Annotated in this window: 29 protein-coding genes; 14 read left to right on the plus strand and 15 right to left on the minus strand. The window is 62.4% G+C overall.

The genetic code is table 11. The features are described 5' to 3' along the window. Positions 1 to 46 precede the first annotated feature (46 nt). The 4 genes from CH281_RS17060 to CH281_RS17070 all read left to right on the plus strand — a co-directional run bounded on the left by CH281_RS17060 (position 47) and on the right by CH281_RS17070 (position 3,375). On the plus strand, positions 47 to 571 hold the full coding sequence (locus CH281_RS17060) for a DUF1697 domain-containing protein (protein ID WP_094694903.1): 525 nt from the start codon (positions 47 to 49) through the stop codon (positions 569 to 571). Beyond that, positions 568 to 1,818: an SLC13 family permease gene (locus CH281_RS17065; RefSeq protein ID WP_094694905.1), complete on the plus strand. Its 1,251-nt coding sequence runs from the start codon at positions 568 to 570 to the stop codon at positions 1,816 to 1,818. The genes CH281_RS17060 and CH281_RS17065 overlap by 4 nt, the downstream gene beginning before the upstream one ends. Before the next feature lie 151 nt (positions 1,819 to 1,969). After that, a complete protein-coding gene (locus CH281_RS26615; protein WP_143544820.1) occupies positions 1,970 to 2,281 on the plus strand; it encodes a phage holin family protein in 312 nt (103 codons plus the stop codon). Beyond that, on the plus strand, positions 2,278 to 3,375 hold the full coding sequence (locus CH281_RS17070) for an LPO_1073/Vpar_1526 family protein (RefSeq protein ID WP_143544821.1): 1,098 nt from the start codon (positions 2,278 to 2,280) through the stop codon (positions 3,373 to 3,375). The genes CH281_RS26615 and CH281_RS17070 overlap by 4 nt, the downstream gene beginning before the upstream one ends. Positions 3,376 to 3,397: 22 nt before the next feature. Here the strand turns inward: CH281_RS17070 and CH281_RS26620 are convergent, their stop codons facing one another. Beyond that, positions 3,398 to 3,976 (minus strand): hypothetical protein, encoded by a 579-nt coding sequence (locus CH281_RS26620; RefSeq protein ID WP_143544822.1) that lies wholly within the window; start codon positions 3,974 to 3,976, stop codon positions 3,398 to 3,400. A gap of 345 nt (positions 3,977 to 4,321) precedes the next feature. Next, positions 4,322 to 4,681 carry a hypothetical protein gene (locus CH281_RS17080; RefSeq protein ID WP_179274217.1) on the minus strand — a complete coding sequence of 120 codons (360 nt, stop codon included), beginning with the start codon at positions 4,679 to 4,681 and terminating at the stop codon, positions 4,322 to 4,324. Between the two features lie 1,382 nt (positions 4,682 to 6,063). Here CH281_RS17080 and CH281_RS17095 point away from each other — a divergent pair. Then, the gene (locus CH281_RS17095; RefSeq protein WP_143544823.1) at positions 6,064 to 6,498 is read left to right on the plus strand and encodes a hypothetical protein; all 435 of its coding nucleotides are present in this window, start codon (positions 6,064 to 6,066) and stop codon (positions 6,496 to 6,498) included. On the opposite strand, the gene CH281_RS17100 is transcribed toward CH281_RS17095, so the two are convergent. Then, positions 6,495 to 6,740, minus strand: a complete 246-nt coding sequence (locus CH281_RS17100) for a hypothetical protein (protein WP_094694915.1) — start codon at positions 6,738 to 6,740, stop codon at positions 6,495 to 6,497. The two genes, CH281_RS17095 and CH281_RS17100, sit on opposite strands and share 4 nt — an antisense overlap. A 109-nt stretch (positions 6,741 to 6,849) precedes the next feature. Here CH281_RS17100 and CH281_RS17105 point away from each other — a divergent pair, with 109 nt between their 5' ends. Continuing rightward, the gene (locus CH281_RS17105) at positions 6,850 to 7,389 is read left to right on the plus strand and encodes a hypothetical protein (protein WP_094694917.1); all 540 of its coding nucleotides are present in this window, start codon (positions 6,850 to 6,852) and stop codon (positions 7,387 to 7,389) included. 79 nt (positions 7,390 to 7,468) lie between these two features. Then, the gene (locus CH281_RS17110) at positions 7,469 to 8,551 is read left to right on the plus strand and encodes a hypothetical protein (protein ID WP_143544824.1); all 1,083 of its coding nucleotides are present in this window, start codon (positions 7,469 to 7,471) and stop codon (positions 8,549 to 8,551) included. Positions 8,552 to 8,569: 18 nt separating this feature from the next. On the opposite strand, the gene CH281_RS17115 is transcribed toward CH281_RS17110, so the two are convergent. Both CH281_RS17115 and CH281_RS17120 read right to left on the minus strand, forming a co-directional pair. After that, positions 8,570 to 9,685, minus strand: a complete 1,116-nt coding sequence (locus tag CH281_RS17115) for a recombinase zinc beta ribbon domain-containing protein (RefSeq protein WP_094694921.1) — start codon at positions 9,683 to 9,685, stop codon at positions 8,570 to 8,572. Between the two features lie 87 nt (positions 9,686 to 9,772). After that, positions 9,773 to 10,297, minus strand: coding sequence for a recombinase family protein (locus CH281_RS17120; protein ID WP_094694923.1), 525 nt, complete (start codon positions 10,295 to 10,297; stop codon positions 9,773 to 9,775). Positions 10,298 to 10,317: 20 nt separating this feature from the next. Between CH281_RS17120 and CH281_RS27540 the strand changes: the two genes are divergently transcribed. Beyond that, positions 10,318 to 10,683, plus strand: a complete 366-nt coding sequence (locus CH281_RS27540) for a DUF4839 domain-containing protein (RefSeq protein ID WP_179274219.1) — start codon at positions 10,318 to 10,320, stop codon at positions 10,681 to 10,683. Between the two features lie 164 nt (positions 10,684 to 10,847). On the opposite strand, the gene CH281_RS17130 is transcribed toward CH281_RS27540, so the two are convergent. The 4 genes from CH281_RS17130 to cobC all read right to left on the minus strand — a co-directional run bounded on the left by CH281_RS17130 (position 10,848) and on the right by cobC (position 14,979). Next, entirely contained in the window at positions 10,848 to 11,966 is a 1,119-nt protein-coding gene (locus CH281_RS17130) for a bifunctional RNase H/acid phosphatase (RefSeq protein ID WP_094694927.1), read from the minus strand. Next, on the minus strand, positions 11,963 to 12,700 hold the full coding sequence (locus tag CH281_RS17135) for a zinc ribbon domain-containing protein (protein ID WP_094694929.1): 738 nt from the start codon (positions 12,698 to 12,700) through the stop codon (positions 11,963 to 11,965). Before CH281_RS17135 ends, CH281_RS17130 begins: the two co-directional genes overlap by 4 nt. Before the next feature lie 105 nt (positions 12,701 to 12,805). After that, positions 12,806 to 13,927, minus strand: a complete 1,122-nt coding sequence (locus tag CH281_RS17140; protein WP_094694931.1) for a Nif3-like dinuclear metal center hexameric protein — start codon at positions 13,925 to 13,927, stop codon at positions 12,806 to 12,808. A 14-nt stretch (positions 13,928 to 13,941) separates the two neighbouring features. After that, positions 13,942 to 14,979, minus strand: a complete 1,038-nt coding sequence (gene cobC / locus CH281_RS17145; protein ID WP_094694933.1) for an Rv2231c family pyridoxal phosphate-dependent protein CobC — start codon at positions 14,977 to 14,979, stop codon at positions 13,942 to 13,944. 42 nt (positions 14,980 to 15,021) lie between these two features. Between cobC and CH281_RS17150 the strand changes: the two genes are divergently transcribed. Genes CH281_RS17150 through CH281_RS17160 form a run of 3 tightly spaced genes read left to right on the plus strand, consistent with a single transcriptional unit; the run spans position 15,022 to position 17,120 of the window. Then, positions 15,022 to 15,714 carry an HAD-IA family hydrolase gene (locus tag CH281_RS17150; protein WP_027497428.1) on the plus strand — a complete coding sequence of 231 codons (693 nt, stop codon included), beginning with the start codon at positions 15,022 to 15,024 and terminating at the stop codon, positions 15,712 to 15,714. Then, a complete protein-coding gene (locus CH281_RS17155) occupies positions 15,711 to 16,184 on the plus strand; it encodes a low molecular weight protein-tyrosine-phosphatase (RefSeq protein ID WP_179274220.1) in 474 nt (157 codons plus the stop codon). The genes CH281_RS17150 and CH281_RS17155 overlap by 4 nt, the downstream gene beginning before the upstream one ends. Positions 16,185 to 16,202: 18 nt before the next feature. Continuing rightward, entirely contained in the window at positions 16,203 to 17,120 is a 918-nt protein-coding gene (locus CH281_RS17160; protein ID WP_094694935.1) for an SURF1 family cytochrome oxidase biogenesis protein, read from the plus strand. Here the strand turns inward: CH281_RS17160 and CH281_RS17165 are convergent. The 3 genes from CH281_RS17165 to CH281_RS17170 all read right to left on the minus strand — a co-directional run bounded on the left by CH281_RS17165 (position 17,061) and on the right by CH281_RS17170 (position 19,305). After that, positions 17,061 to 18,029, minus strand: a complete 969-nt coding sequence (locus tag CH281_RS17165) for a cobalamin biosynthesis protein (RefSeq protein WP_094694937.1) — start codon at positions 18,027 to 18,029, stop codon at positions 17,061 to 17,063. The genes CH281_RS17160 and CH281_RS17165 overlap by 60 nt on opposite strands. Before the next feature lie 47 nt (positions 18,030 to 18,076). Next, positions 18,077 to 18,202, minus strand: coding sequence for a hypothetical protein (locus CH281_RS27375; protein WP_255032530.1), 126 nt, complete (start codon positions 18,200 to 18,202; stop codon positions 18,077 to 18,079). 200 nt (positions 18,203 to 18,402) lie between these two features. Beyond that, positions 18,403 to 19,305 (minus strand): LysR family transcriptional regulator, encoded by a 903-nt coding sequence (locus CH281_RS17170; RefSeq protein WP_094694938.1) that lies wholly within the window; start codon positions 19,303 to 19,305, stop codon positions 18,403 to 18,405. Between the two features lie 75 nt (positions 19,306 to 19,380). On the opposite strand from CH281_RS17170, the gene CH281_RS17175 reads away from it, so the two are divergent. After that, positions 19,381 to 20,910, plus strand: coding sequence for a CoA-acylating methylmalonate-semialdehyde dehydrogenase (locus CH281_RS17175; protein ID WP_094694940.1), 1,530 nt, complete (start codon positions 19,381 to 19,383; stop codon positions 20,908 to 20,910). 82 nt (positions 20,911 to 20,992) lie between these two features. After that, positions 20,993 to 22,159, plus strand: a complete 1,167-nt coding sequence (locus CH281_RS17180) for an iron-containing alcohol dehydrogenase (RefSeq protein ID WP_094694942.1) — start codon at positions 20,993 to 20,995, stop codon at positions 22,157 to 22,159. Here the strand turns inward: CH281_RS17180 and CH281_RS17185 are convergent. Next, positions 22,156 to 23,565 (minus strand): amino acid permease, encoded by a 1,410-nt coding sequence (locus CH281_RS17185; protein WP_094694944.1) that lies wholly within the window; start codon positions 23,563 to 23,565, stop codon positions 22,156 to 22,158. The genes CH281_RS17180 and CH281_RS17185 overlap by 4 nt on opposite strands. 113 nt (positions 23,566 to 23,678) lie before the next feature. Between CH281_RS17185 and CH281_RS17190 the strand changes: the two genes are divergently transcribed. Further along, entirely contained in the window at positions 23,679 to 24,620 is a 942-nt protein-coding gene (locus tag CH281_RS17190) for an NAD(P)/FAD-dependent oxidoreductase (RefSeq protein ID WP_057473387.1), read from the plus strand. A 12-nt stretch (positions 24,621 to 24,632) separates the two neighbouring features. Here CH281_RS17190 and CH281_RS17195 read toward each other — a convergent pair whose 3' ends face one another. After that, the gene (locus CH281_RS17195) at positions 24,633 to 25,304 is read right to left on the minus strand and encodes a nitroreductase (protein WP_094694946.1); all 672 of its coding nucleotides are present in this window, start codon (positions 25,302 to 25,304) and stop codon (positions 24,633 to 24,635) included. 96 nt (positions 25,305 to 25,400) lie between these two features. Further along, a complete protein-coding gene (locus CH281_RS17200; RefSeq protein WP_032390981.1) occupies positions 25,401 to 26,288 on the minus strand; it encodes a MetQ/NlpA family ABC transporter substrate-binding protein in 888 nt (295 codons plus the stop codon). Positions 26,289 to 26,301 lie beyond the last annotated feature (13 nt).

Genomic DNA, 26,301 nt, shown 5'->3' on the forward strand with positions numbered 1-26,301 from the left:
GCTGACTTCAATGGTTGTTCTCGTGCGCTTCACTACAGTTCCTTCCATGAGTGAATGGGTTGTGCTGCTGCGCGGCATCAACGTCGGCGGCATCAACATCAAGATGGTCGACCTCCGCGCAGCTCTGGCCTCGGCCGGCTTCACGAATGTCCGCACGATTCTGGCGACCGGCAACGTACTGCTGCAGTCGCCGCTGGCGGCCGCCGCCCTCAAAGCACAGGTGGAGAGAACGCTCGCCGAGGCGTTCGGCTACCGAGCCTGGGTTGTCGTACTCGACGTCCCGACACTGAGGGCGATAGTGGAGTCCTACCCGTTCGACGCCGAAAGGGAGGGCTGGCATCCTTATGTGGTGTTCGGTAACGACGATAGCCATTTGACTGAATTGTCCGCTCTTGCAGTGGAACTCGACCCCGATCTCGAGAGGATTGCCGAGGGGAACAGCGTGCTCTACTGGGAGGTGCGCAAGGGCAACACCACCGACAGTAGGTTCGGAAAAGCCACGGCGAAGGCGAAGTACAAGGCCACGACCACCACGCGGAACGTCCGCACTCTCGTGAAGATTCTCGCGTGACCGTTCTCGCTGCGGCATTGGTCGCCGCCGTTCTCGTCTTCGCCATCGTTCGCCCGCGCGGTCTTCCCGAGATCGTTGCTGCACTTCCAGCGGCCGCAGTTGTTCTTCTCGTCGGCCTCGTCAGCCTCGACGCCGCCCGTGAGCAGGTACTCGAACTCGCACCCACCGTCGTCTTTCTGGCGTTCATTCTGATCCTGGCGCATCTGTCGGATGCCCTCGGTGTGTTCACCTGGATCGCTGCGAAGCTACGCCGCGGATCCAAGGGCAGCCCCCGCAGACTGCTGACCCTCGTGTTCGCCGCTGCCGCGGCCACCACAGCCGTACTGAGCCTCGACGCGACCGTGGTTCTGCTGACACCGGCCATCATCGGTGCCGCTCGGATCCTGGGGATGTCGCCGCGTCCACACAGTTACGCCACTGCGCACCTGTCCAATTCGGCGTCGACCTTGCTGCCGGTGTCGAATCTGACCAACCTGCTGGCCTTCGCCGCGACGGGCCTGACCTTCCTGCACTTCACCGCGCTGATGGCACTGCCGTGGATTTTCGCGGTCGCCATCGAACTGGCGGTGTTCCTGATCTTCTTCCGCAAGGATCTGACCCGCACGGCGACCCCACCGAGCGGTCCCACCGAGCAGAACACCGACGACGTGCCAGCACCTCGCACCACGCTGGCGATTCTCGGCGCGACACTCATCGGTTTCGCCGTCGCGGGATTGTTCGATATCGAACCGTTCTGGGTCGCTGCGGTGGGATCGATCGCGCTCGCGATCCCGGCACTTCGAGCTCGTCACACCACATCTCGCGCCATTCTGCGCGGTGCCGACCTGCCGTTCTGTGGCTTCGTCTTTCTTCTCGGCATCGTCGTTCTCAGCGTGACAACCGGCCCGATCGGCGACTGGCTGGCACGAATTCTGCCGTCCGACACCACCTTCGCGTCTTTGCTCGCCGCGGCTGCCATTGCGGCGGTGGCGTCGAACATCGTCAACAACCTGCCCGCGACCCTGCTGCTACTGGCCGCGTTCGGTGCCGACGCCCCCCCGGCTTTGTTGTTGGCCATGGTGATCGGGGTGAACCTCGGGCCCAACCTCACCTACGTCGGATCGCTGGCGATCATGCTGTGGCGACGCGTCGCATCGGCCAATGACGAGCCGGCAGATCTGCGCACGTTCACCGTCTTGGGCGTGATCACGACACCGCTTACCATCGTCGGCGCAGTGGCCGGCCTGTGGCTTGCGCTGCAGATCTGAGCCTTCGGCGCGGCTGTGGAGGACGACGGGATGTCCACGGCGGAGTACTCGATTGCCTAGTTTTACATCCCGGCAACGGCTGGGGTGTCACGGCACTCGCTCAGATCAACAAGTTGGTCGTGAAGCCGTGAGATCATGGACACAACAGTCAATGAGCGCAACCGTAGGGGTGAACATGGGTAAAGCGATTGGTGAACTCGTCCTGGTGTTGGTCGGCATCGGCCTCACTACCGTTTCCTTAGTCGGGTCCGTCCCCTCCTGGTGGTTAATTGTGGGCATTGTTGTCACCCTGGTGGCGGTTGTTCTCATTGTGCGTGGCGTGATTCAGCGACGTCACGCTGATCGCGCTCCCTTGCCAACTTCAGATACTCCACCAAAGCAGTCGGTTACCAAAAGTAAGAATGTAATACAATCCGGCGGCGACGTGAACTTTCATGGGAAATTCGGAGACAATCGTAAGTGAGAAAACGCAACGAAGAGCTTAGCGGTGGACAGCAGTCTGTTTCCGGCAGTGAATCAGTAAATCAAGCAGCGCGTGATATCAACTATATAGTCAACAATAATACGATTGTTCAGTATGTAAGCAAAACAAGCGATGCAGAGATTGAAACAATTTCTCGCAGGGTTTTTGGTGAAAACTATCTGCAACTCACAGAACGAGCACACGCAGAGGCGGCTCGGCTGGCCGAGGAATTTATTCAGATTTTTCTAGACTTACTAAACGAAGAAGCGCCTGAAACGATATATGCATTCGACACACCGAGAATGCTGTCAGCAATGTACAGCTCTCAGAAGGCTTACGCGGAGTCGGGTGACAAGGAGATGGCAACCGCTTTAGCACGGATGCTGATGCGGTTGGCCGTAGAGGAGCCGCGCACGGCGACCGATGTTCTCTACCGCCAGGCTGTGGAATGTATTCCCAAGCTTGCTCAAGAGCATGTACACGCCTTGAGCGTTATTGTGGTTCTGACTCAACTCTGGGAATCCGATGTGGAAACGGTCGATCAAGTGATCGATTCCCTTGACACGGCTCTAGGTCCATTTTACGGAAAAGTGCCGAAATCGAACTTCGACTACCAGTATATGAGCGGTTGCGGAGCGGGCCAAACTTTGATCGGTCCCACACCGTACAGCCGAATTTCGGAAACATACATGTGGTTGCTACATCATACTACCGAGGATTCATCGCTACCAGAAGCGCTCGCTTCCGGTGACTACAAAGACGCAATGGAGTGTGTTCACGGTACTAACAATTTATACCGCGTCTCGAAGGCTGGCTATCGAAAGCACGGTTTCGAGGGCGGACACTTTCCTGCTTTCGGTCTCGGCAACCCTATTCAGGTTCATTTGCAGAATAAACGATTCTCGGATGAAGAGCTCCGAGCTGCTATTGCACCAAAGAACCCAGAATTAGTCGAACTGTTTGACACGCTCAGAGCAACGTCCGCTCTTGCATTCGAGCTATCGGCCATAGGCCATACGATTGGTCTTGAGAATTTCAAGTCCGTTGGTGGTGATACGACCGTGTCGGCAGAGGACAACTGGAAGAATCTTTAGCATTTGCCCTCTGTCGACGTGGTCACTCAGCCCCTGTTACTCGGTCTCGGTGCTGATCTTTCGCAGAGACAACCCTGTCCATCCCGAGCCGCCCTTGATCCCTCGGATCAGCCCGACCCAACCCCACATCTCGCACCGGTAGCCCGCAGAGGGCACGACGAACAGCATCTGAACCGTTCGAGTGTGTGCCGAGCTTTCCGTGGACTCGGAGATCCGCTGAGCGAACAACGTCCCGTCCGGTGCGTAGACGCGGATCTGGACGTTGACGTAATTGTTCTGGACGCCCTACGGAGGGACCGACCGGTTGATCGCACGGAATGAACAGGTCTTGGTTTCCGGTGTGCAGCCCACCGGATGAGTAGGAGTAGGCGTATCCGATGACACTTTCGAGACGTTGGGTGCGATCCTGGAGGTTCGCTAGATCCGCTGCGGTGTTGTACGTCCCGAGCTTGAAGTCGTCGAAGCCCTCTACGGCTGTTCCGAGATCCTGCCGGGTCTGCCCGGTGATCTCTTCGTAGACGGTGTCTTCGTCGTAGTCCTGGCCGAAGTTGGAGCTGATCGTGAATGCGCCCTGTGGGCGGCTGCTTCCTGGTGTGGTCATGCGGTTCTCCTGACGTTGCAATCTCTCTTCAGCAGCGCGCTTTGCGCTGTCGAGCCGGATGGGCTCGGGTCGTGCAGGACGATCGAGAACAATTCGGCTACAGGTATTCCGAGCTCGTTCATCACCTCGAAAGTCGGTGGTGCGCCAGCACCCCTCGACCTGGGCGCGCCGGCATCGGGCAGCGACAGCTCGTGTCGAACCCAGCTGTCGAGGTCTGCGAGGTAGCGCTGGAGCCCGGTCATCTGCCCGTCCTCGACCTTGGGTTCGGATGCGAGAACCTCTCGGGCACTCGAGTCAACAGCGACTCGATCGAGCCTGAGACGACGTGAGAGCCGCGTCTGCGGGTCATCGGACCACCTGGAACTTCGCCGCCTTCGAGGCGTCTCTGCGGACGGCTGAGACGGCTTCTCGCTTCGCTTCGATCTGCTCGTCGGTGTCGGGCAGGCCGAGCTTGCCGAGCAGCTGAGCGAGCAGGCCGCGTTGAAAGCGGACCTCCGCTATCAACGGGTGGATCGTCAACTGCCGAGCCGATGCGAGCACCGTCAGCGGTTCGCTCCGCTGCGACCGCTCGAGTTCTGCGATCTTGTCGGTGACTCGGCACGCATGGGTCAGGATCTCGACCTTCTGCGGTTCGGCCTCGAGCTCGAACTCGTCGAGCGTCGTCGTCCACAATCGCTTGCCCGCAGATCCGAGGCTTTGCGGCATCCTTGGGCGTCTCGAAGTAGGCACAAAAGCCCCAATCTTTCTGGGTGAGATCGCCCCTGACATAGGGCTCGCTTGAAAATTGAACTTTCCGTTTGCTCACGGAGGACGGCACCCGCATTACGTGGCGATCCTTAGTGCGTGGGCAGGGGTGCATCCCCCTGGGTGGCCGGCACGAGACCCGCGTTCCTGCTGCTCAGGCTAGGCAGAGGCCGGCGACAACCCAGACCCCGGAAGCGCACTCACCCGAGCAGGCACGCTGCACCCAGGGCAGCAGCGGCGTACTCGAGCGAGCAGTGCAGGTCGGTGGGTGTTGTACCGAATGTCCGAGTCTGAGACGTTGGAGTAGTGATCGAACAGAAAATTCCTGTCTGTTCATCGAGCATCGTTGTCGTGCAACACCTTCACTCGGTGTAGTTGGCGACCAAAGCGTCGGCGAGTTCTTCGACACCGACCGGCCTCGATCCGTCTACGAAGCGAACTCCTCGCGCTTCGAGGGCGCGGACGAAATCCATCGCCGCGCGTTGCTTTAGTCGATGCCGCTGATTGGCAGCTCGTCGGCAGAGTCGGCACCATCCATCGGAGTGCCGATCTTCTGACGATCAGATCGGATGCCCTTGCGGACAGCGTTCCTGTACCTCCAAATCTTTCTCCCTCCTTCCTGTTTGAACAGGGTTTACGGCGCACGAATAAGCCCCAGCGCGGCGCTGGAGCGTTTGAGTAATGCGGGGTGTGGTCGAGAGACCGACGACGAAGGGCACCGAAACCCTTCCGTACTACCTATGGGATTCAATTACTGCGAGCGGTTACGCGTACGGCTGCCTCGGCTTTTTTCTTGGCCCGGTATCGGCGTTGGTTCTCGTTCCTCTGCTCCCGCTTGCACGCGGGCGCTTTGCAGATCCTGGGCTACCCACCGCGCTTGCGATACAAGCCGTGGGCCTTCGAGTAGCAGACGTTGCACCTGCACTTCTCCCACGGTTTGTCCTCGAACTCGCACGGAGCGTCGAGGACGGGAAGCTTGAGCGGACCTTGGCAGTAACGGCAGGTGGTCGGCAGTTCAGCTGCCCGAGAATAAGACTCGACAACGAACTTATGACCGCCTTCGATCATGTCCCCGAGGTCTACCGCCGCCTCGGCTAATCGCAGTTCGTCCCTTCGAGGAGTCCGTCTCCGTCCGTAGTCCTTCTTCGAGACGGCAAGCTTCTCCTCTCTCTCGTTCTCGGTGAACGCGATCTGGGACAGCTCGTAGTTTACGGGTGGGATCTTCGAGCCAGTCGCTGGCGTCGGGTGAAGACATACTCCTCCTTACTGTTGCTCGAGCGACCCTTTGTCGCTCATGTCCTGAATGCCGTGTTCGCACTGTCAGCTACGGCAGGATGCTCGGCATGATTGATCCGATATGGGCAGGTGTCGTCGGCGGTGCTGTCGGTGGTGGGTTCACCACGTTGGCAACCATCTTGGGAGCACGGAACGAGCGCAAAGGCAGGCTTGACGAGCTGGACAAGACGCGAGACATTGCCGAGGACAAAGCTCGGCGTGAGTACAAACAGAAGCTTGTGACCGACTGGCGAATCGGTCTTGCACAGGCCGCACAAGAGGAGGCCGAGTGGGAGCGACTCATGGACCTGGACGCGGCAGCACCAATTCGGCCCAAAATCACCGGACAAGTGTGGTTCGAGAGCCTCCGCCCCCACCTCCCGGCATCGGAAGCCGGGTTACAGGCGCTCGTGTTCGGCGCGGAGGTGTCGTACGACCCGGTTCGGGGCTTGCGACTCGCCGATGAGATTGCACGTATCGAACGTGAGTGGGGTCTGATCTAGTTCGGCAAACGCAGCTCCAGCAAGCAAGCGGTCTCGCCTGCGGTCGGTAGCTCCACCACCGACTCAAGGTAGCCCAGCGCTTGTAGTTCCTCGATGCTGTCTGCGACTCGTTCCGGGTCGAGCCCCGGTACATCGTCGGCTTGCCCTGCGCCTCCCATCGCTATCGCCGTCGCGACGATCAGGTCGCTGTCGAGTGTTTCGGGGTCTTCGCTGACGGCTGCCAGCCAGTCGGCAACTCTCAATCGTTTGTCCTTTCGTTAGTGGGTAGGTGTCTCCTGCCCACCATCAGAGAACCACGAGCAATACGGTATGTCAAACCGTTTGGACACACCGAGTGGTACGGTGCTGGTCATGGCACGAAAGACCGAACCCGACTGGAGCGTCACGATCGACGTCGGCACCGATTGGGTAGTCGAGATGCAGTGGCCCGAGGGTGAGACCCAAGGTGGCCCCGCAGCTCTCGTGATCCGACCGTCGGACCCCGACTCGTACCCCGCAGGTGGTCTGTCGAGCACCGTCCTGCGAGAGATCGACTTCCGCTACGCAGCCGAGCGCCTACGCAAGCAGCTCGCGTTCCACGATCGCTGGAACAAGGCCGACAAGAACTACGAAGCCAAGCGGATGGACCGAGTCCGAGCCGCTTTTGCAGAGGGCATCACCGAGCAGTACCTCGCGCTGCTCGCCAGCGTGTACGTCCACCGAGTCAACATCGGCCAGGACAAGCCCGTACAGCAGCTCGCAGACGAGCTGGGTAAGTCCCTGACGACCGTGAAGGGGCATCTGTGGCAGGCGCGCAAGCGCGGCCTGCTCACCGGGTCCAGCGGACGCAAAGGCGGTCAGCTGACCCCCGAGGCGACAACGATCCTCGAACGAATCGTTCCGCATGACTGACCCCCCTTGCGCGAAGGCGATGACGCTGATAGTGGCTCAATACAAAGCCACGACGGCTTGCCACGACTAGTATCGGCGCATGGCAAATCTTGAAAACTTCCTACTTAAGCATGATTGGGAACTTTACGACCCTTCGGATTCAGAGCCGAACGTTATTTTGTCGATACACCTTCAGATAAAAGATCGAATGCAGCAGATTGTAGACCACCTTGCCGCTGCCCAATCGAACGAGTCCGACGCCGACGCGGAAATGGAATACGAGTGGATAGTCTTCTATCTATTCGTTCTGTACGGAGTCAATAATCTAATATTTCGCCCTAGCTATTCCGGTGAACCCGAAGAATACGTCTTTACGCGGAGAATGGAAGGCCGTCACCTGGAGGCATTCCCTTATTCCGTGCTAAACCTTCGAGATCCACTAACTTCCGATGCTGTTCGCAAGGAGTATATGGTTCTGATTATCGGATGGCTCGGAGGCGTCCAGACTGCAATCTCCAACCATCTTGCGGTTGAACAAAACGAGAAGCTGATCAGAGCGCTTCGCGATTGGGATAGGCAGGTTGATACTATTCGCCGAGCCTACGAAGATCAACAGCAGCGACACATTGATAGGTTAATCGCTGAGGCAGAATCTGCGGCAGCTTCTGCTACGTCGGCAGCCGCTGCCACACAGCTGGCTGCTGGAACGGTTGGTGCAGATTCCTTATCAATGCACTTCGACAGCCTATCGACATCCGAACAGAAGTCGTCTTTTCAGTGGACAATCACCGCAATGGTCGCGCTTGTTGCATCCGGGGTGGCGGCCGTAATTTTAGCTGTTAGCTACAAAGACGCGTCCCTAGGCACGCAAGCGCTGCATCTCGCTTGGTCGTTGCCTCTTTTTGCAGTAGCGGCATACAGTGCGAGACTCGCCAATCATCATAGGCTCGCCGCGCGATGGGCCCATACCTCGGCGGTGCAGGTAAAATCTGTTCCCGCGTTTCTTCAGCTACTCAACAATGCGGAGAGCCGTGAGAGCGTACTCCTTGTGTTAAGCACCCGGTTGTTTTCGACGCCCGAGGCCTCGGACGACGCGCACACCGGTCATATGTCTATCGTGCCAGCAGAGACGTTGGAAGCAATTCAAAAGATTGCCAGCAGTCTTCCGAGGGGAAGTGCGTAGAGCTGCCACCCGCAATGGCTAGCGGGTGGACGACCGACCGGAAGGTCTAGGCACCGATACTGCGCCGTTCTCGATCACCTCACCGGAGCCCGGTTCCATCTCCGAGAACAGTTTCTGCCACTGCTGGACGCTGCCTTCCGGTCGGAGCGGCTCGGTCAGCGTCTCGAGATCGCCGAGGTTCAGGTGCACGTTCGGGTCCTTCTCGTCGCCGTCGAACGTCCATGTCAGCTCGACACCCATCGTCCGCAGCCAGATGTTCCTCTGCTCCGTGGTCTGACGCTCCCACCACTGCGAGAACAGCTCACCGGTCGGTTGCCACGTCCACCCCGCCGCCTTCGTCTCGGCTTTTGCCAGCTCCTCCTGTCGAGCAGCAAGCTCGGCTATCCGCTGGTCCAGCTTCACTCGCTGCGGAGTGCCGGCCTTGAATGGCCCGGTGCCGAGCTGCCCGACGAGATCGGTCAGGGTCGAGTCCAGCTCGGCCAGCTCTGCCGAGTGATCCGATCCCGAGTCCCAGACTCGTTCTTTTCGCTCGGACTCACCGAGCATCGTCAGCAGCAGCGACTCCGCAACGTTGTCCGCGTAGTCCTCACGAACACTCCGGTTGCCACACGTCGTCTTGTACTGAGCCGACGCGCACCGGTACCGCACAGCCCGCCCGGTGCCGCCTATGAGTCGGTACGCTGGCCTTCCGCAGACCCCGCACTTGATGACTTGGAGTAGCAGCGACTGGGACCGCTTCGTCGGTTCCTTGCGGTTCTCTCGGTTGCCGAGTTTGGCTTGCACACGCTCGAACACGGGCACCGTCAGGATTGGTTCTGCACGGACAATCGGTGAACCGTCGTCGGCCCGCACGATGGTGTCGGGACCGAACTTCTTCTTTCCGTTCGAGTCGCGCTGAACGCACCCCTGAGCGTCTGTCAGCGGTTCTCGGGTTACCGCGTAACCGAGGAGAGTCGGAGACGACAGCGAGCGTTTCAGCGGTCCAAGGTGCCACTGGTAGCCGCTCACCTTGCGGCCTTGGTGTTCTGCGAACCCATCCTTCGCGGTCGGTACACCCCGCTCGGTCAGGTCGTGAGCGATCGCTCGGAGCGGTTCACCACCGAGCACCCGATCGACCACGGAGCGAATCACCACGGCGGCCTTCGTGTCCTGGACGTACCGTCACGGCCCGTCGTCCTGCTGCTCGGGCAGGTACCCCCACGGAGGTACACCGCCCCGCCACTATCCGGCTTTCACATTGTGCCGGAACGCATTCGAGTTTCGCTCGGAGATCGCTTCGAGTTCCATCTCACCGAACGATGCGACGAGCTGGGCCATGACCTTGCCGACCGGAGTCGACAGATCGAAGTGCGACTCGGTAGCCGAGACGAGGTTGACTCCGTAGTCCTCGGACCACCGGATCATGTCGGTGAGGTGGTGCATACGCCTGACGAGTCGGTCGACTCGGTAGAACACGATCACGTCGTACTCCTCGGGCGTTGCGAGCCAGCCTCGGAGTGACGGACGGTCGAACGGTGACGTCGACCCTGCCGAGACGTCCAGATCCTCGGCTACCCCGATCACGTTGTACCCTCGATCGGAGCGGAGTTCCTCGCACTTCCTTCGCTGACGCTCGGGGCTCGTGGACTCGTCTGTCATTCGGGATAACCGAACGACCACAAGGGCTTTCGGTGCAGTGGCAGTCGGATTCGGCAGTGTAATTCTACACAGTCCAGTAGGCGATCGGCACCATCGCCGCCGCGGCATTCGGGGCGTTGCAATGCACGGTGGATCTTGCGCGGATCCTCCGCGCTAAGGACACGTCCGGCCAATTAGTCGCCTATTTCGCTGGTCAGTACGCGGGCCAGAGCATCCAGTTCGATGGTCACATTGCTGCGATAAACAACCACAAAGGTTACGAAACTCGCTTCGACATTTTCATCGGTGCCAGGGATTGCGACGAAAGTGACGGCGGTGGGCCGAATTTGCAGTTTCGGGACGTCAACGTGGTGTCTGCCCTAGGGCTCACCGGCCCTGGCATCCCGGACACGGTTAGTGTCCCCGACTCTCGACGAGTCACCGCGGTCGTGGAGGAATTCGAGGAGAGGACTTGTCTTCTACTGCTCGATCCCGTCTCTACTGAGATCCGATAGTCAATCGCGAGGTCTCGGACTGTGAGACCGTGGCAGATCGCGGCTGCAACAAACAAACGTCTGTAGAACATTGTGCCTTCGCGTGACGCACTAGCGGAACGGGTCGAAGTTACACAAGCTCCACGTAGTCGTTGAACGTCGAGTCCCGTATACCAGCGGAGCGATCAGGCCAGTCCAGCCAAGTGCGAGGTGTCGTTCACCAATCGCACCGATGCCCCGCCGTCGGGGTAGAACTCGGCGATGCTCAGCGACGCCAGATCGAGGTGCAGTCGATACAGCAGCGACGGGCCTACGTCGAGAGCGAGTTGCAGCAGCATCTTGATCGGGGTGACGTGGGTGACCACGAGAAGGGTCTTTCCCGCGTATTCGGTGAGCAACTGGTCCCGGGTCGCTTCGATGCGTACGCGCACCGCGTCGAAACTTTCCCCGTTCGGCGGGGCCACCGAGGTGTCGCCCATCCACGCCTGATGCTGCTCTGGAAATCGCTCTTTCGCCTCACCGAACGTCAGAGCCTCCCAATCACCGAAATCGGTCTCGATGAGACCGTCCACGGTGGTCACGGGCAATCCCAGCTTGCCCGCAGTCGCTGCAGCGGTCTGCTGAGCCCGCGCCAATGGCGAGGCCACGATCGCATCGATATCGGTACGCGAACCGAGAACCGTTGCGGCAGAATCAGCTTGGCGTCGACCCAGTTCGGTCAAGTCCGGATTGCCGCGGCCGGAGTAACGTCGGTCGACCGACATGGGGGTCTGCCCGTGCCGCAGCAACAGCAGGCGAGTCGGCTCCCCCATCGCACCGGTCCACCCCGGAGACTCGGCCTTCTTCGCAACCGGCTCGGCGTCGGGCAATTCCGACAGGTCCACACCCTCGGCCGCTGCGTCCATCGCCTCGTTCGCCAGTGCGTCGGCGTGCGAGTTCTGCGAACGCGGAATCCACTCGTAGGTGACGAAATCGAAGCCGCCAGCCAGTTCGGCCGCTTTCCGCTGAAGCGGAATCATGTCCGGATGCTTCACTTTCCAGCGTCCGGACATCTGTTCGACGACGAGTTTGGAGTCCATGCGGATGGCAACCTCACGTGCCCCGACGACACGAGCCGCAGTGAGTGCGGCGATCAGGCCGTTGTATTCGGCGACATTGTTGGTCGCCACGCCCAGCGACGCTCGACGCTCGGCGAGCACCTGCGAGCGATCGGCGCTGAACACCACCGCACCGTATCCAGCCGGCCCGGGGTTCCCCCGCGATCCACCGTCCGCCTCGGCGACAACTCGCGATACTTGGCTCAAATTCCGGATTCCTTCGTGCGCACCAGGATTGCATTGCACTCGGAGCAGCGAATCAATGCATCGGCCGGCTTGTTGGCGATGCCGGCGATCTCGTTGCGATCGAGCTCGATTCGGCAGGCCCCGCAGCGGCGAGCCTGGAGCAACGCAGCACCGCGTCCGGTGAGAGCTCGTTGCTTCTCGTAGAGAGCAAGCAGATCCGCCGGCAACCCCGAAGCCAAGGACTCGCGTCGCTCGGCGCTGCGCTTCTCGGCGGTGTCGAGGTCTGCAACCGCGTCGTCACGGCGTCGACCGGCGTCGACGAGTTCGTCCTCGATCTGGGTCAGCTGCGCACCGGCGTGCTCGTAGTCCCGCTCACTGGCCTCACGCTGCTCCATGACCTCGAGCAGTTCCTCCTCCAGGATGCCCTGGCGACGCTCGAGGCTGCCCAGTTCGTGCTGCAACTCGGTCATCTGCTTCGGCGCGATGGTGCCGCTCTCGAGCATCTTCTTGTCGCGCGCCTCGCGCTGACGAACCGCGTCGACCTCACCCTCGAGTTTGCGAATGTCCCGATCGAGGTCGTCCATAGAGATCTGTACCGTCACGGCCGCATCCTTGCGAGTGGTGCGCTCGGTCTCGAGCTTGTCCACCTCCTGCTGCTCGGGGAGGCTTTTGCGGCGATGGGCGATCTGCGAGAGTTCGGTATCCACACCGGCCAATTCGAGCAGCGAGGCCTGGACTTTGGGATCGACGTTCACGCTTGATGACTCCTGCGACTATGGAAGTTGGTAAGAGATCACCCTACCGGCTGCTCGAAACCGAGAAAGCCGGATCGGCTCCGACCGCCTGTCGCGGGTCACCGATCACAGCGTCCAGGGGTCGGTGCGCACACCGGTGACACTGCTGCCCCAGCCGTCCGTGTCACCGAACGCGGCATCGACGATGCTGCGCGCCTGTTCGCACCACGGGAATTCCGACGCCCAGTGCGCGGTGTCGATCACCGCGGGGCCTCCCGCGCGCAGATGTTCGTCGACGGGGTGGTGCCGCAGATCCGAGGTGACGTACACGTCGGCGTCGGTGCGCGCGACTGCCGAGAGGAACGAGTCGCCTGCTCCCCCGCACATCGCGACCACGGAGATCGTGGCGGTGGGGTCACCGGCAGCTCGGACGCCCCAGCTGGTGGCCGGCAATGCGTCCCGAACAACGTCGGTGAACTCGGCGAGGGTCATCGGATTCGGCAGTCGACCGATGCGCCCCAAGCCGGTGCACGACGGTAGGGCCGCGGACTCGAATACATCGAACGCGGGCTCCTCGTACGGGTGCGCACGCCTGAGCGCGGACTGCATCCGCGCGCGGTCGGCCCGGGATGCAACCACCTCGATTCGGTCCTCGGTCTCGGTGTGGACTTCGCCGACGACGCCGAGCGTCGGATGAGCACCGGGCTGCGGCCGAAATTGGCCCAGCCCCTCGGTGTGCCAGCTCGCTTCGCTGTAGTCGCCGATCTCACCGGCTCCGGCGTCGAACAGCGCTTGGCGCACCGCCGCAGTGTCGGCGGACGGCACGAATACGACCCATTTGTCGTGCGCCGGAGCAGGAATGGGATCGAGTGGCCTGGTGTCGATCACACCGAGGGCCGACGCGAGCGCGTCGGAGACACCGGGATCGGCCGAGTCGGCGTTGGTATGGGCGGTGAACAGCGCGCAATCGGCCTTGATCAGGCGGTGGATCACCGAGCCTTTGGCGGTGTCGGCCGCAACCGAATCGACTCCTTTGAGCAGCAGAGGGTGATGGGCGACGATGAGGTCGGCGCCCCAGGAAATGGCCTCGTCCACGACGGCCGGGGTGACGTCGACGGCGTAGAGCACTTGTTGCACTTCGGATTTCGGATCTCCACACACCAATCCCACCGAGTCCCAGCTCTCGGCCAATCGAGGCGGGTATGCCTTGTCGAGAACCTCGATGACGTTCGCCAGAGTCACTGCCATGTCGATTGCTCTCCTCACAGAACGGTGTTCAACGCATGCACCAGTATGTCGACGTGTGCCGAGTCCCGTACGGCGACGCGTAGGTAGTTGCGATCCAGTCCGGGAAACGTGTCGCCGCGTCGAATCGCAATTCCCTTCGTGCGCAAGCGTTCTCGGATCCCGTCGGCGCCGTCGACCCGCGCCAGAAGAAACGGCGCTCGCGCCGGGCCGGCAACGTCGAGACCGAGTGCGGTCAGTCTCGTGATCATCTCGGCACGTTCGACGTCGATCCGCAGGGCTTCGGCTCGGGCCTGCTCGACCGCGAACGGCTCGGTACAGGCACGGATTGCTTCGAGTTGCAGTGTGCCGAGCGGCCAGTGCGCACGGCCCCGCTGCATTCGTTCGAGTACGTCGCGATGGGCCAGAGCGTAGCCGCACCGCAACCCCGCCAATGCCCACGTCTTCGTCAGGCTTCGGAGTACCAACACGTCCGCGACGCTGTCCGAGGAGACCGATTCTCCTGCTCCCGTCACTGCGTCGGCGAATGCTTCGTCGACCACGACCGTGCGGCCGGGCCTACGCAGACCGAGTACTTCTTGTCGGGGATGCAGCACCGACGTCGGATTGGTGGGATTGCCGACGATCACCATGTCGGCGGCCTCGGGCACCAGGCCCGGATCGAGCAGAAACGGCGGCGGGAGTAACACCCGATGCACGGGAATGCCGGCCTGCTCGAGCACCCAGTCGGGCTCGGTGAACGACGGGTGCACGGTTGCCACGAGGGCCGGCTCGAGCCGTGGCAGCATCGCGAATCCTTCTGCTCCGCCACCGAGCAGCAGTACCTCGTCCGGCGAGCGTCCGTGGTGTGCGGCGACCTGCTCCCGAGCCGCCCGCTCGGCTGCCCCCGATGGATACGAACCGAGCGAGTCCAGTGCTGCAGCGAGCCGATCACGAAGCCACGGGGGCGGGCCGTCACCGCGCACGTTGACGGCGAAGTCGACGAGGCCCGAGCCGACCTCGAGATCTCCGTGATGACGGAGAAGTGCATCGGGGCCGGACGCTGTATCGGACATCGCGACGAGCCTAGCCGTCACGTGCACCGATAGGCTCAAGCCATGTCTGCCGCTCTGCCCGCATCCGTTGTCCTGTTCGATCTCGACGGAACGTTGACCGATTCCGCACCGGGAATTCACGCAGGATTTCGCCACGCGCTGGCCTCGGTCGGCGCTCCCGAACCGACCGAACAGCAACTTTCTCTCGTCGTCGGTCCACCGCTGATCGACACGCTGCGCTCGATGGGACTGGACGAGGAGGCAGCTCAGCGCGCGCTCGCCGCCTATTTCGACCGCTACGACGAGCGAGGTTGGGCCGAGAACACCGCCTTCGACGGCATCGAGACAGTGCTGACGCGATTGCAGGATCGCGGTGTTCGGCTGGGCGTGGCGACGTCCAAGTCGGAGCGCTTCGCCGTCCGGATTCTCGACCACTTCGGCTTGTCCCGGTACTTCGACTTCATCGGCGGTGCCAGCAACGACGGGTCGCGGCGAGCGAAGTCCGACGTCATCGCGCACTCGCTGACCAATCTCGGCATCGATCCCGTGGAATCCTCGGACGGCGGCACCGCAGGGGTGATCATGATCGGCGACCGCGACCACGATGTGCACGGCGCGGCTCGGTTCGGAATTCCGGCGGTCTACGTGGAATGGGGCTACGGCATCGACGGTGAGAGCGACGACGCCGCGTTTACCGCGTCGGACATGGACGAACTGGCCGCCGTGCTCGAGCAGAACACGCAGGCGTCACGATGAGCGAGCCACTGCACGTGACGTTCGTGTGCACCGGAAACATCTGTCGATCACCGATGGCCGAGAAGGTGTTCGCCGCGCACCTGAGCGAGGCGGGTCTGGGTGACGCTGTCCGCGTATCGAGCGCGGGAATCGACGGGTGGCATGTCGGCGACGGCGCAGACCCGCGGACGGTCGCAGAACTCGATGCGCACGGCTACGAGAGCGAGCACGAAGCGAACCAGGTGGGACCGGACCACCTCGCTGCCGATCTGATCGTTGCTCTCGACACCGGCCACGCTCGATCTCTACTGCAGTTGGGTGCACCGGCCGATCGGGTGCAGCTGCTGCGTTCGTTCGATCCCGACGCCGACGATGCGTCGGTCGCAGATCCCTACTACTCGTCGGATTCTGCGTTCACCGAGGTGCGAGAACAGATCGAGGATGCCGTGCCCGGCTTGATCGATTGGGCGCGGTCTCGGCTGGCCGCCTGACCCGGCTACCGTGGTGGGGTGGAGAAGTTACGGTTCTTGCTACGTCCGAAGTGGTTGGTGCTGGCCGCCGTCGCGCTGGCGTTCGCCTTCTTGTGCTTCAGCGTGCTCGCTCCGTGGCAGCTGGGCAAGAACACCTCGACTTCTGCGCGCAACGACTTGATCACCCGATCGGTCGGGGCAGATCCGGTGCCGATCACCGACGTTCTCACCGGGAACGGATTCGCGGCCGACGACGAATGGCGGCGGGTGATCGCGCAGGGCAGTTACGTGGAGAATTCCGACGCCCTGGTGCGGCTGCGCAGCATTCGTGAGCAGCCCGCGTACGAGGTCATCACTCCGTTCGTCATCGACGGTGGCCCTACTGTTCTCGTCAACCGCGGATACGTGCTCCCGGTGGAGGGAACGCGACCGCCCGAGTTCGCAGCAGCCCCAACCGGCCCGGTCGCTCTCGATGCCCGCGTTCGTCAGGCCGAAGGAACATCACGTGAGCCGATCCAGGAGGACGGCCGCCTGCAGGTGTACAACATCAACCCAGAGCAGATCGGCGCAGCGGTCGGCGTCGACGCGATCGACGGGTACCTGCAGCTCGACGACGGTCAACCCGGTGGCCTCGGCCTCATCGAGCTCCCGCAGACCGACGCGGGCCCCTATCTGTCCTACGGGCTGCAGTGGCTGGCGTTCGGCATCATGGCACCGTTGGGTCTTGCGTATTTCGTCCGCGCCGAGCTGCGGGAGCGACGCATGTCTCGAACCGAGATGGCCGACGCGATGTCCGATCAGTCCGACCCCACGTCCGACGACGATTCCGCGCCGGACGACGAAGAAGAATTCACTCTTCCCACCCGACGCGAGAAGCGGGCCAGAGCCCGCGCTGCATCACAGGCGAGAACGCCGACGGACCCTCGCTTGGCCGATCGATACGGCAAGAACCGCTGACGCGGCCGTCGCGAACTCTTGCACCCGTGTCGACAGCACGACTGCTCGCCGAAGGTCCCGGGCCGTGGGCGCTCGCCCGTCGCCGAGTGTCGGCCTGATCTCCACGCCGTGCCGGTATTGAGTGCGCCCACCGAGCTGGAGTCCGAGCGCACCCGCCGACGCGGCTTCCGGCACCCCCGCATTGGGGCTGGGATGGCGGGATGCGTCGCGTCGCCACACCTGTAGCGCGTGGGCAGCAGAACCCTGCACCAGCGGTGCAGCGAGAACGGTCGCCGCACCCGTGACTCGTGCCGGCAACAGGTTCAGCGCGTCGTCGAGGCGTGCGGCGGCCCATCCGAACCGTAGGTATTTCGGAGACCGGTATCCCACCATTGCATCGAGTGTGTTGCTGGCTCGGTATGCCAGGATTCCCGGTACGCCGGCCAGGGCTCCCCACACCACGACACCGACTGTTGCGTCGGATGTGTTCTCGGCGATGGATTCGAGTGCCGCGCGTGCCAGCCCGTCGGAGTCGAGGAATGCCGGGTCACGTCCGCACAGTGACGGGAGCAATGCGCGTGCGCCGGGCAGGTCGTCTCGGTCGAGGTGATCGGCCATCGAGCGACCTACTACCGACAGCGATGATCCGCCCAGCGCGGCCCACGTCGCGGTAGCCACCAGAGCGGCCTCGGCCGGTGGGCCGAGACGCGACACTGCTCGCGTGGACGCGATTCCGAGTGCGGTGACGCCCCCGACCAGTGCGGCGGTATGGATGACACCCGCAATCCTGTTGTCGCGGTAGAGCCGAGCCTCGACGCGAAGGGCAGCCGTTCCGAATCCTGCTACCGGATGCCAGCGCTGTGGGTCTGTGAACACTCGATCCAGGCCGTATCCGACCAGCAAACCGATCGCTCGGGGGTGTGTCCACATCGCACGAATCTATCCACCGGCCATCCGGTGTGCGGAATCGGTACGGGTCAGGCCCAGCGCCGGTTGTACGCGCCGGAGAGCTGACGGCTCCTGAAGTCGATGTCGCTTCCGTCGTTGAGCAAGGCGATGGCCATACCGACGAAACCGATTGCTGCTACCACGAACATGGTCATGATTCCCCCAAGAATCGTTGTGGGCCTGCCGCGGCGGTGCCGTGGCCGACGTGTTCCGTAACAGATTGTTACCCGCCGGTAGGGCGATTCCCACTGCTTTGAGGTCGGCGTCACGTGTGTCTGTCGTCACGAGACGCCGGACACATAGAACGTCCAAAATTCAACGGCCACCGCCGATCTCGTGCATTTAGTGACCGCGACTATCGACCGACGGGCACCGCATGCATGTGCGGCTCCTCGGCCACGACCGAGCCGATGAAATCGTCCACCACCTTCACCCGCGCCAACCCCGTCAGCTCCCGCGGAATCACCGTCCAGTAGGTGCGTTCGACCGAGACGAGGCCCGGCAACACCGGAATCAACGTGTCGTCCGGTTCGCCGATATAGCTGGGCAACGGCGCAATTCCCACGCCGGACCGCGCCGCGATCCACTGGCCGGTGATGTTGTTGGTCTGAATCTGCGCCCGACCGTCGGGCAGAATCGAATCCAGGATGCGCAACGGCGCAACGTCGAGCAGCGCATCCACGTAGGAGATCAGGGCGTGCCCACGCAAACCGTCGACCGAGTCGATCGTCGGCTGCGCAGCCAAATATCGCTCGGCGGCATAGAGCGCCAGGGTGTAGGTCGCCAGTTGCCGGGCCACCACCAACCTGGGCGACGGCCGTTCCAACGTGATGGCAATGTCGAATTCCCTGGTGGCCAACGAGTTGTGCTCGGTGGCGGTGACGAGTTCGATATCCAGATCGGGGTGCTTGTCACGAAGCGCACCCAGCTTCGGCGTCAGAACGAAGGCACCGAATCCGTCCGGGGCAGCGATGCGTACCGTCCCTCGCAGCGATCCGGTATCGGATGTCTGATCTTCGAAGGCGGCGATCAGCGTGGACTCGACGGTTTCGGCGTACCCGACCAGCCTTCGCCCCGCCTCGGTCAATCGCCATCCCGTCGGGGTTCGGTCGAAAAGACGTTGCCCTGCGGACTTTTCGAGTGCCGTGATGCGTCGACCGACCGTGGTGTGGTCCACGCCGAGCGTTCGAGACGCATCGGTCAGACGTCCCGTTCTCGACACTTCGAGGAAATAGCGGAGGTGGTCTGGGTTGAACACTCGCCCAGCCTATCCCCCTGTGCATTTATGCACGGCAATCTGCGATTTTGGCCTTTGACATGTGCATCGATCCCAATGAGACTCGAGACACACCGATGGAAGGAACGAACGTTGACCGACGTCATCTCACACTGGCTCGATGGTAAGACTTTTTCCGGATCTTCCGATCGGACGTCGCCGGTCACCAACCCCGCCACCGGGGAGGTCACCGGCACGCTCACGCTCGCCGACCGGAGCGATGCCCGGGCCGTCATCGACGCCGCCGCAGCTGCCTTTCCCGCGTGGCGCGACACCTCCCTGGCCAAGCGCACCTCGATCCTCTTCTCCTTCCGAGAACTGCTCAACGCCAAGAAGAACGAGCTGGCCGAGATCATCACGGCCGAGCACGGCAAGGTGCTCTCGGACGCCCTCGGCGAGATTTCTCGCGGCCAGGAAGTGGTCGAATTCGCTTGTGGCATAGCCCATCTACTGAAGGGCAGCTACACCGAGAATGCGTCCACCGGAGTGGACGTCTATTCCATTCGTCAGCCGCTCGGGCCGGTGGCCATCATCTCCCCCTTCAATTTCCCTGCCATGGTGCCGATGTGGTTCTTCCCCATCGCCATCGCCGCCGGTAACACCGTCGTGCTCAAGCCGTCGGAGAAGGACCCGAGTGCCAGCATCTGGCTCGCGCGGCTCTGGGCCGAGGCAGGCCTGCCCGACGGCGTGTTCAACGTGCTGCAGGGAGACAAGGAGGCCGTCGACGAAGTGCTCGAGAACAAGAAGATCAAGTCGATCTCCTTCGTCGGATCGACGCCCATCGCTCAGTACGTCTACTCGACAGGCACCGCCAACGGCAAGCGCGTCCAGGCCCTCGGCGGTGCCAAGAACCATGCCGTCGTCCTCCCCGATGCAGATCTCGACCTGGCCGCGGACGCCATGGTCAACGCCGGCTTCGGCTCGGCGGGTGAGCGATGCATGGCCATCTCCGCTCTCGTGGCCGTCGGGAAGATCGCCGACGAGCTCGTCGCCAAGATCGCCGAACGCACCACACCACTGGTCACCGGCGACGGCACCCGCGGTGCCGACATGGGCCCGCTCGTCACCCGGGTACACCGCGACAAGGTTGCGTCCTATGTCGACGCAGGCGAGGCGTCCGGCGCCACGATCGTCGTCGACGGCCGCACCGTCCAACCCGACGGGGCTGCGGACGGATTCTGGCTGGGCCCCACGCTCATCGACCATGTGACACCGGACATGAATATCTACACCGACGAGATCTTCGGTCCTGTGCTCTCGGTCGTGCGTGTCGAGACCTACGACGAAGCCCTCACCCTGATCAACGACAATCCGTACGGCAACGGCACGGCGATCTTCACCAACGACGGCGGGGCGGCGCGGCGTTTCCAGAACGAGGTCGAGGTCGGCATGGTCGGTGTCAATGTGCCGATCCCCGTTCCCATGGCGTACTACAGTTTCGGTGGCTGGAAGAGCAGTTTGTTCGGCGACAGCCACGCTCATGGCACCGAAGGAGTGCACTTCTTCACGCGAGGCAAAGCCGTCACCAGTCGCTGGCTCGATCCCAGCCACGGCGGTATCGATCTCGGCTTTCCTGCAAACAACTGAGTTCTACAAAGCCCATGTGCGTGGAAACTCGTAGCCCACTACGAAGTTCCACGCACATGGAGATACCGCGAAGGAGCACTCCATGGTTGCCAATATCTCTTTCCCACGTTTTCTGAAACTCGGCGGCGGTGCTGTCGAGGAGCTGGGTACGGTACTGACCGACCTGGCCGTATCTCGTCCCCTACTCGTCACCGATGCGTTCATGGCAGGCAACGGTTCGGCCGATCGACTGATGACGATCATGACCGAGGCCGGTAAGTCGCCTGCTCTGTTCTCGGGCACCGTGCCCGATCCAACGACGGATTCTCTGGTCGCCGGTCTCGAAGCGGTGCAGCAGCATTCGGCCGATTCGATCATCGGGTTCGGCGGCGGCAGTCCGATGGACACGGCCAAGGCGTTGGCCATTCTCGCTGTTCAGGGCGGGACCATGCGGGACTTCAAGGCCCCGGTGCTCTCCACCGGTCCGGCGCTTCCGATCATCGCCATTCCGACGACCGCGGGAAGTGGTTCGGAGGCAACGCAGTTCACCATCATCACCGACGTGGCCTCGGACGAGAAGATGCTGTGCCCCGGCCTGTCCTTTCTGCCGATCGCGTCGATCATCGACTTCGAGCTGACGATGTCGATGCCGGCGCGTCTGACCGCCGATACCGGCGTCGACGCTCTGACACACGCCATCGAGGCATACGTCAGCAAGAAGGCCAACCCCATCTCCGACGGTTTGGCGCTCAGCGCTATTCGCACCATCGGAAGGTCGCTGCTGCGGGCGTATCGAGACGGAGAAGACCGGCAGGCACGCGAGGCCATGATGCATGCGTCCACCCAGGCGGGAATGGCGTTCTCCAACGCCAGCGTCTGTCTGGTCCACGGGATGAGTCGACCGATCGGCGCGCATTTCCATGTCGCACACGGATTGTCCAATGCGATGCTGTTGCCTGCCGTCACAGCCTTCTCCATCGGCGGAGCCCAGTCCCGCTACGCCGACTGCGCCCGCGCCCTCGGTGCGGCATCGGAAGCCGATTCGGACGCGGTTGCAGGTGGCAAATTGCAGGACGCCATCGTCACGCTGTGCCGTGAGGTCGAAGTTCCCACTCCTGAGACGTTCGGCATCGACAAGTCGACGTGGGACGACCTGTTGCCGTTGATGGCCGAGCAGGCCCTTGCCTCGGGCAGCCCCGGTAACAATCCGGTCGTCCCGACGGCAGAGCAGATCGTCGATCTGTACCGCCAGGTGTACGCCGGGATCTAGACCGAATCACCGGACACGCGGGCGGCAACACTGTCGCGCCGCGTGTTTCGGCGTTGAACGATGATTCCGCCGATCACCGTCACCGCTGCCAGTACGGCCGAGAGCAGAATGGACGATCGTTGCTCGGGCCGCACGACCATCATGACGAGGACGAACACGATGAACCCGATAGCCAGATAGGTCAGCCACGGGTAGAGCCACATCAGAACGGCCGGGCGTTCACCGTCGCGATCGAGTTGGCGACGCAGCACGAGTTGACTGCTGGCGATGGCCAGGTAGACGAACAGAGCTACGGCACCGGTGGTCGCGAGCAGGTAGGTGAAGAGCTTCTCGGGAAGAATGTAGTTTCCGACGACGGCAAGGAAGCCGAGAACCATCGAGGCGATGACGGCAACCCACGGCACCCCGTTGGCGGTGATCTTCTTGACTGCGCGCGGCGCATCGCCACGATCACCGAGCGAGTAGAGCATGCGGGAGGCGGTGTAGAGCGCCGAATTCAGGCACGACGCGACAGCAGTCAGAATGACGATGTCCATGATGGTCTCCGCGTGGGGAATTCCCATCTTGGACAACACATACTGGTAGGAGCCGGTGGCCGGGTCCAATTCGTTCCAGGGGACGAGCGCGACGATGACGAAGATCGATCCGAAGTAGAAGATCGAGATACGCCAGATCACCGAATTGGTCGCGCGGGTGATGCCCTTTGCAGGATCCTTGGATTCGGCTGCAGCGATGGTGACGATCTCGGATCCCATGAAGGAGAACATCGTCGTCAGCATGGCTGCGATCACCGCGCCGAAGCCGAGCGGCATGAAGCCGCCCGAGGCCCACAGTTGGTCCACGCCACTGACTTCGGAGTTCGGCAGCCAGCCCAGGATGGCGGCTATGCCGAGGCCGATGAACGCGACGATGGCCACTACCTTGACCAACGCGAACCAGAACTCGAACTCGCCGTAGTTGCCGACGCTGATCAAGTTGGTGGCGGTGAGCGCGACGACGATGATCAGAGCCCACATCCATTGGGCACCGCCCAGCCAGTTGGTGAGGATGGCGGCAGCGGCGGTCGCCTCGACGGGGATCACCAATACCCAGAACCACCAGTACAACCAACCGACGGAGAAGCCGGCCCAATGTCCCAGTGCCCGGGTCGCATACGTCGAGAACGAACCTGTGTCGGGGTTGGCGGTGGCCATTTCCCCGAGCATGCGCATCACCAAGATGACGAGGAGTCCGGCGAAGAAGTAGGCCAACAACACCGCAGGTCCCGCGGTGGCGATGGCGTTGGCAGAGCCGACGAACAGTCCGGCACCGATCACTCCGGCTATCGAGATCATCGTCACGTGTCGCGGTTTGAGACTGGTTCCCAGTCCGTGCTCTCCGGTATCTGGCTTATCCGTAATTGCCATTTCAACAGTTCAGCACAAGGTCGGGCCCTTCGCAGCAGGTGACCGAATTGTCCAGACAATCAGTAGTACAAATGGCGGGCTTACGCACGGCCCCTGCCGGGCATACTGACGACATGACTGTCGATGCTGGGCGCACCACGGACTCGATCACCATCGTCGGCGCGGGTATCGCGGGTGCCGCCTGTGCCCGAGTACTGCGCGCGGCGGGCGTCCCGTTCCGCATCGTCGATCGAGGACGTGCCCCGGGCGGACGGATGTCCTCCCCCCAGCTTCACGGGCGTCGTGTCGATCTGGGTGCCGGTTACTTCACCGTCCGCGATCAGGATTTCGCGACGGTTGTGTCGGACTGGGAGTCGAGGGGCCTTGCGCGCCAGTGGGCCAACACCTTCGGCATCCTCAAGCCCGAGACCGAACCGTGCACCACCACCGGGCCGGTCCGTTGGGCAACGCCACACGGGCTTCGTTCTCTGGTGCGAGACTTGCTGGGAGACTTCGATATCGAAGGATCCTCCGAGTTGAGCGGCCTACCCGACGGCCACGTCGTGGTTGCGATGCCCGATCCTCAAGCGACTCGACTGACCACAGTCCCCGACGCCGTCGATTACGAACCGGTCATCGCGGTGGCATGTGGATTCGACGGGTTGGATGTGCCGTTCCGCGACGCGGCCTTCGTCAACGATCATCCCGATATCGCGTTCGTCGTCGACGACGGTGCCCGGCGGGGTGACGGTGCGCCGGTGCTGGTGGTTCACACGACCCCCGAGCGGGCACAGCAGCACCTCGCCGATCCCGACGCAGTGATCGCCCCGGTCCTCGACGCGCTACGCGAACTGTCGGTAATCTCCACGGCACCCAACTGGACGCATGCCCATCGCTGGACGTTCGCGAAGCCTGCGGCGCAACATGATTCCACCTTTGCGCTCGAGCTGCGGGACGGACGGCTCGTCGGATTTGCAGGCGATCAATGGTGTGAATCCGGCGCGCCCAGGGTGGAAAGCGCTTGGCGATCGGGCACGGATCTGGGTACGGAACTGGTTGGTCGGCTCCAGAGCTGACGCCGTCACACCTCAGCAGAAAAATGTCACCGTCTCGCTCAACGGTGCACGGCTGGTGCGGAATCCGTTGATCGGGTGGCTCTCGTCGGGGTAGCCGAACGAGATGCCGGCTACCACCCGGCGGGTATCCGGGATATCGAACCATTCGTGGACGAACGGCGAGTACGCGGCGAGCGCGGCCTGAGCTATCGCGCCGAGCCCGAGACTCTGCGCCCCCAGCAGGAACGTCTGCAGATACAGCCCACAGTCGACGGCACCGTACACACCCAGGTCCGCATCGGTGGTGATGATTGCCGCGTGTGGGGCGTCGAACAGCTCGAAATTGCGAATGAACTGACGCGTCGTCGCCTCGGTGTCGGACTTGACCACGCCGATGCTCTCGTAGAGCGCACCGCCACACTCACGACGACGTGCCCGGTGCAAGGCGTTGTAGTTGGCCGGAAACGGAAAATCCGGTTGCGGCACACCGGACGCCACATGTTCCACCAGGGCCTCGGAGAACTTTCGCGTGGCGTCGCCCTCGGTCACGATTATTTGCCACGACTGGGTGTTCGACCACGATGGAGTGCGCTGGGCGGCCGCCAACAACTTTTCGAGCACGTCCCGTGATACCTGCTTCGGCAGGAACTGCCGGCATGAGTACCGCTCGTCGAGGAGTTCGGTCAATGCTTCGTACCGGGTCACGTCGTCCGCCTCGTGTCATCGCTGTCGGGTGCGGATCGAACGTAGCACCACCGCTGCGCCCGACGGTCCGCTGTCGGACCGTCGGGCGCGAGGCCGTTACTGAAGTGGCAGGAGGATGTCCTTCACCCGCGGGTCGGTGGCGAGGAACTCCTGGACCGCAGGGTCCTTGAACGCGGCGACGAGGTTCTTGATGTTGTCGCTGCCCGCCCACCGGCTACCGATCGTGAGCTGGCCGGCGAACTCGTCCGGTGCCGGTGGTGCGAAGATCTGCTTCTCGACGGGAATTCCGGCCGCAAGGTAGTACTCCGTATAGCCCACTGCTGCATCGAGATCCGGCAATGCGCGCGATTGCGCGGCGAAGTCCAGCAACGTGAACTTCAGGTTTTTCGGGTTACCGACGATGTCCTTCTGGGTGGCTGTCGACTTGTCCACCGCCGGGTCGAGGGTGATCAGACCGGCTCGCTCGAGTACCCACAGACCCTGCGCTTCGTTGGCGGGATCCGAGTAGAGCGAGACCGTTGCGCCGTCCGGCAGTTGAGCTGGGTCGGAGTACTTGTCGGACCACAATCCGAAGCCCCAACGGAACACCGGGGTTGCGGCCTCTTCCTGGAAGTCGGGGTTGGATTCGAGTACCTGTCCGAGCCACAGCTTGTGCTGGTACACCGTGGCGGCCACCTCGCCCTCACTCACCGCGCGGTTGATGGTGTTGCTGTCGGCGAGTCCGCGGAATGCAACCGTGATGCCATACTTGGGAGCTACCTGATCGGCGACGAATTCAACGAGTGCCTGCTCGGATGCGTTGCCTTCGGCAGTGGCGACGACGAGTGTTGCGCCCTCGGTTTCGTTGGCCGAGGCCGTGTCGCCGAAGAACGCGATGCGGACAACCACGGCGAGTGCGATCAGCAGCACGACGGCCCCAATGATCCAGGGCGCTTTCCGACGGTTCTTCAGCTCGAAGCCGTGCGCTTCGGTGGACGTTGTCATGATGGATGAGACC

It is taken from the genome of Rhodococcus sp. 06-221-2 (assembly GCF_002258365.1).
Classification (GTDB): Bacteria; Actinomycetota; Actinomycetes; order Mycobacteriales; family Mycobacteriaceae; genus Rhodococcoides; species Rhodococcoides fascians.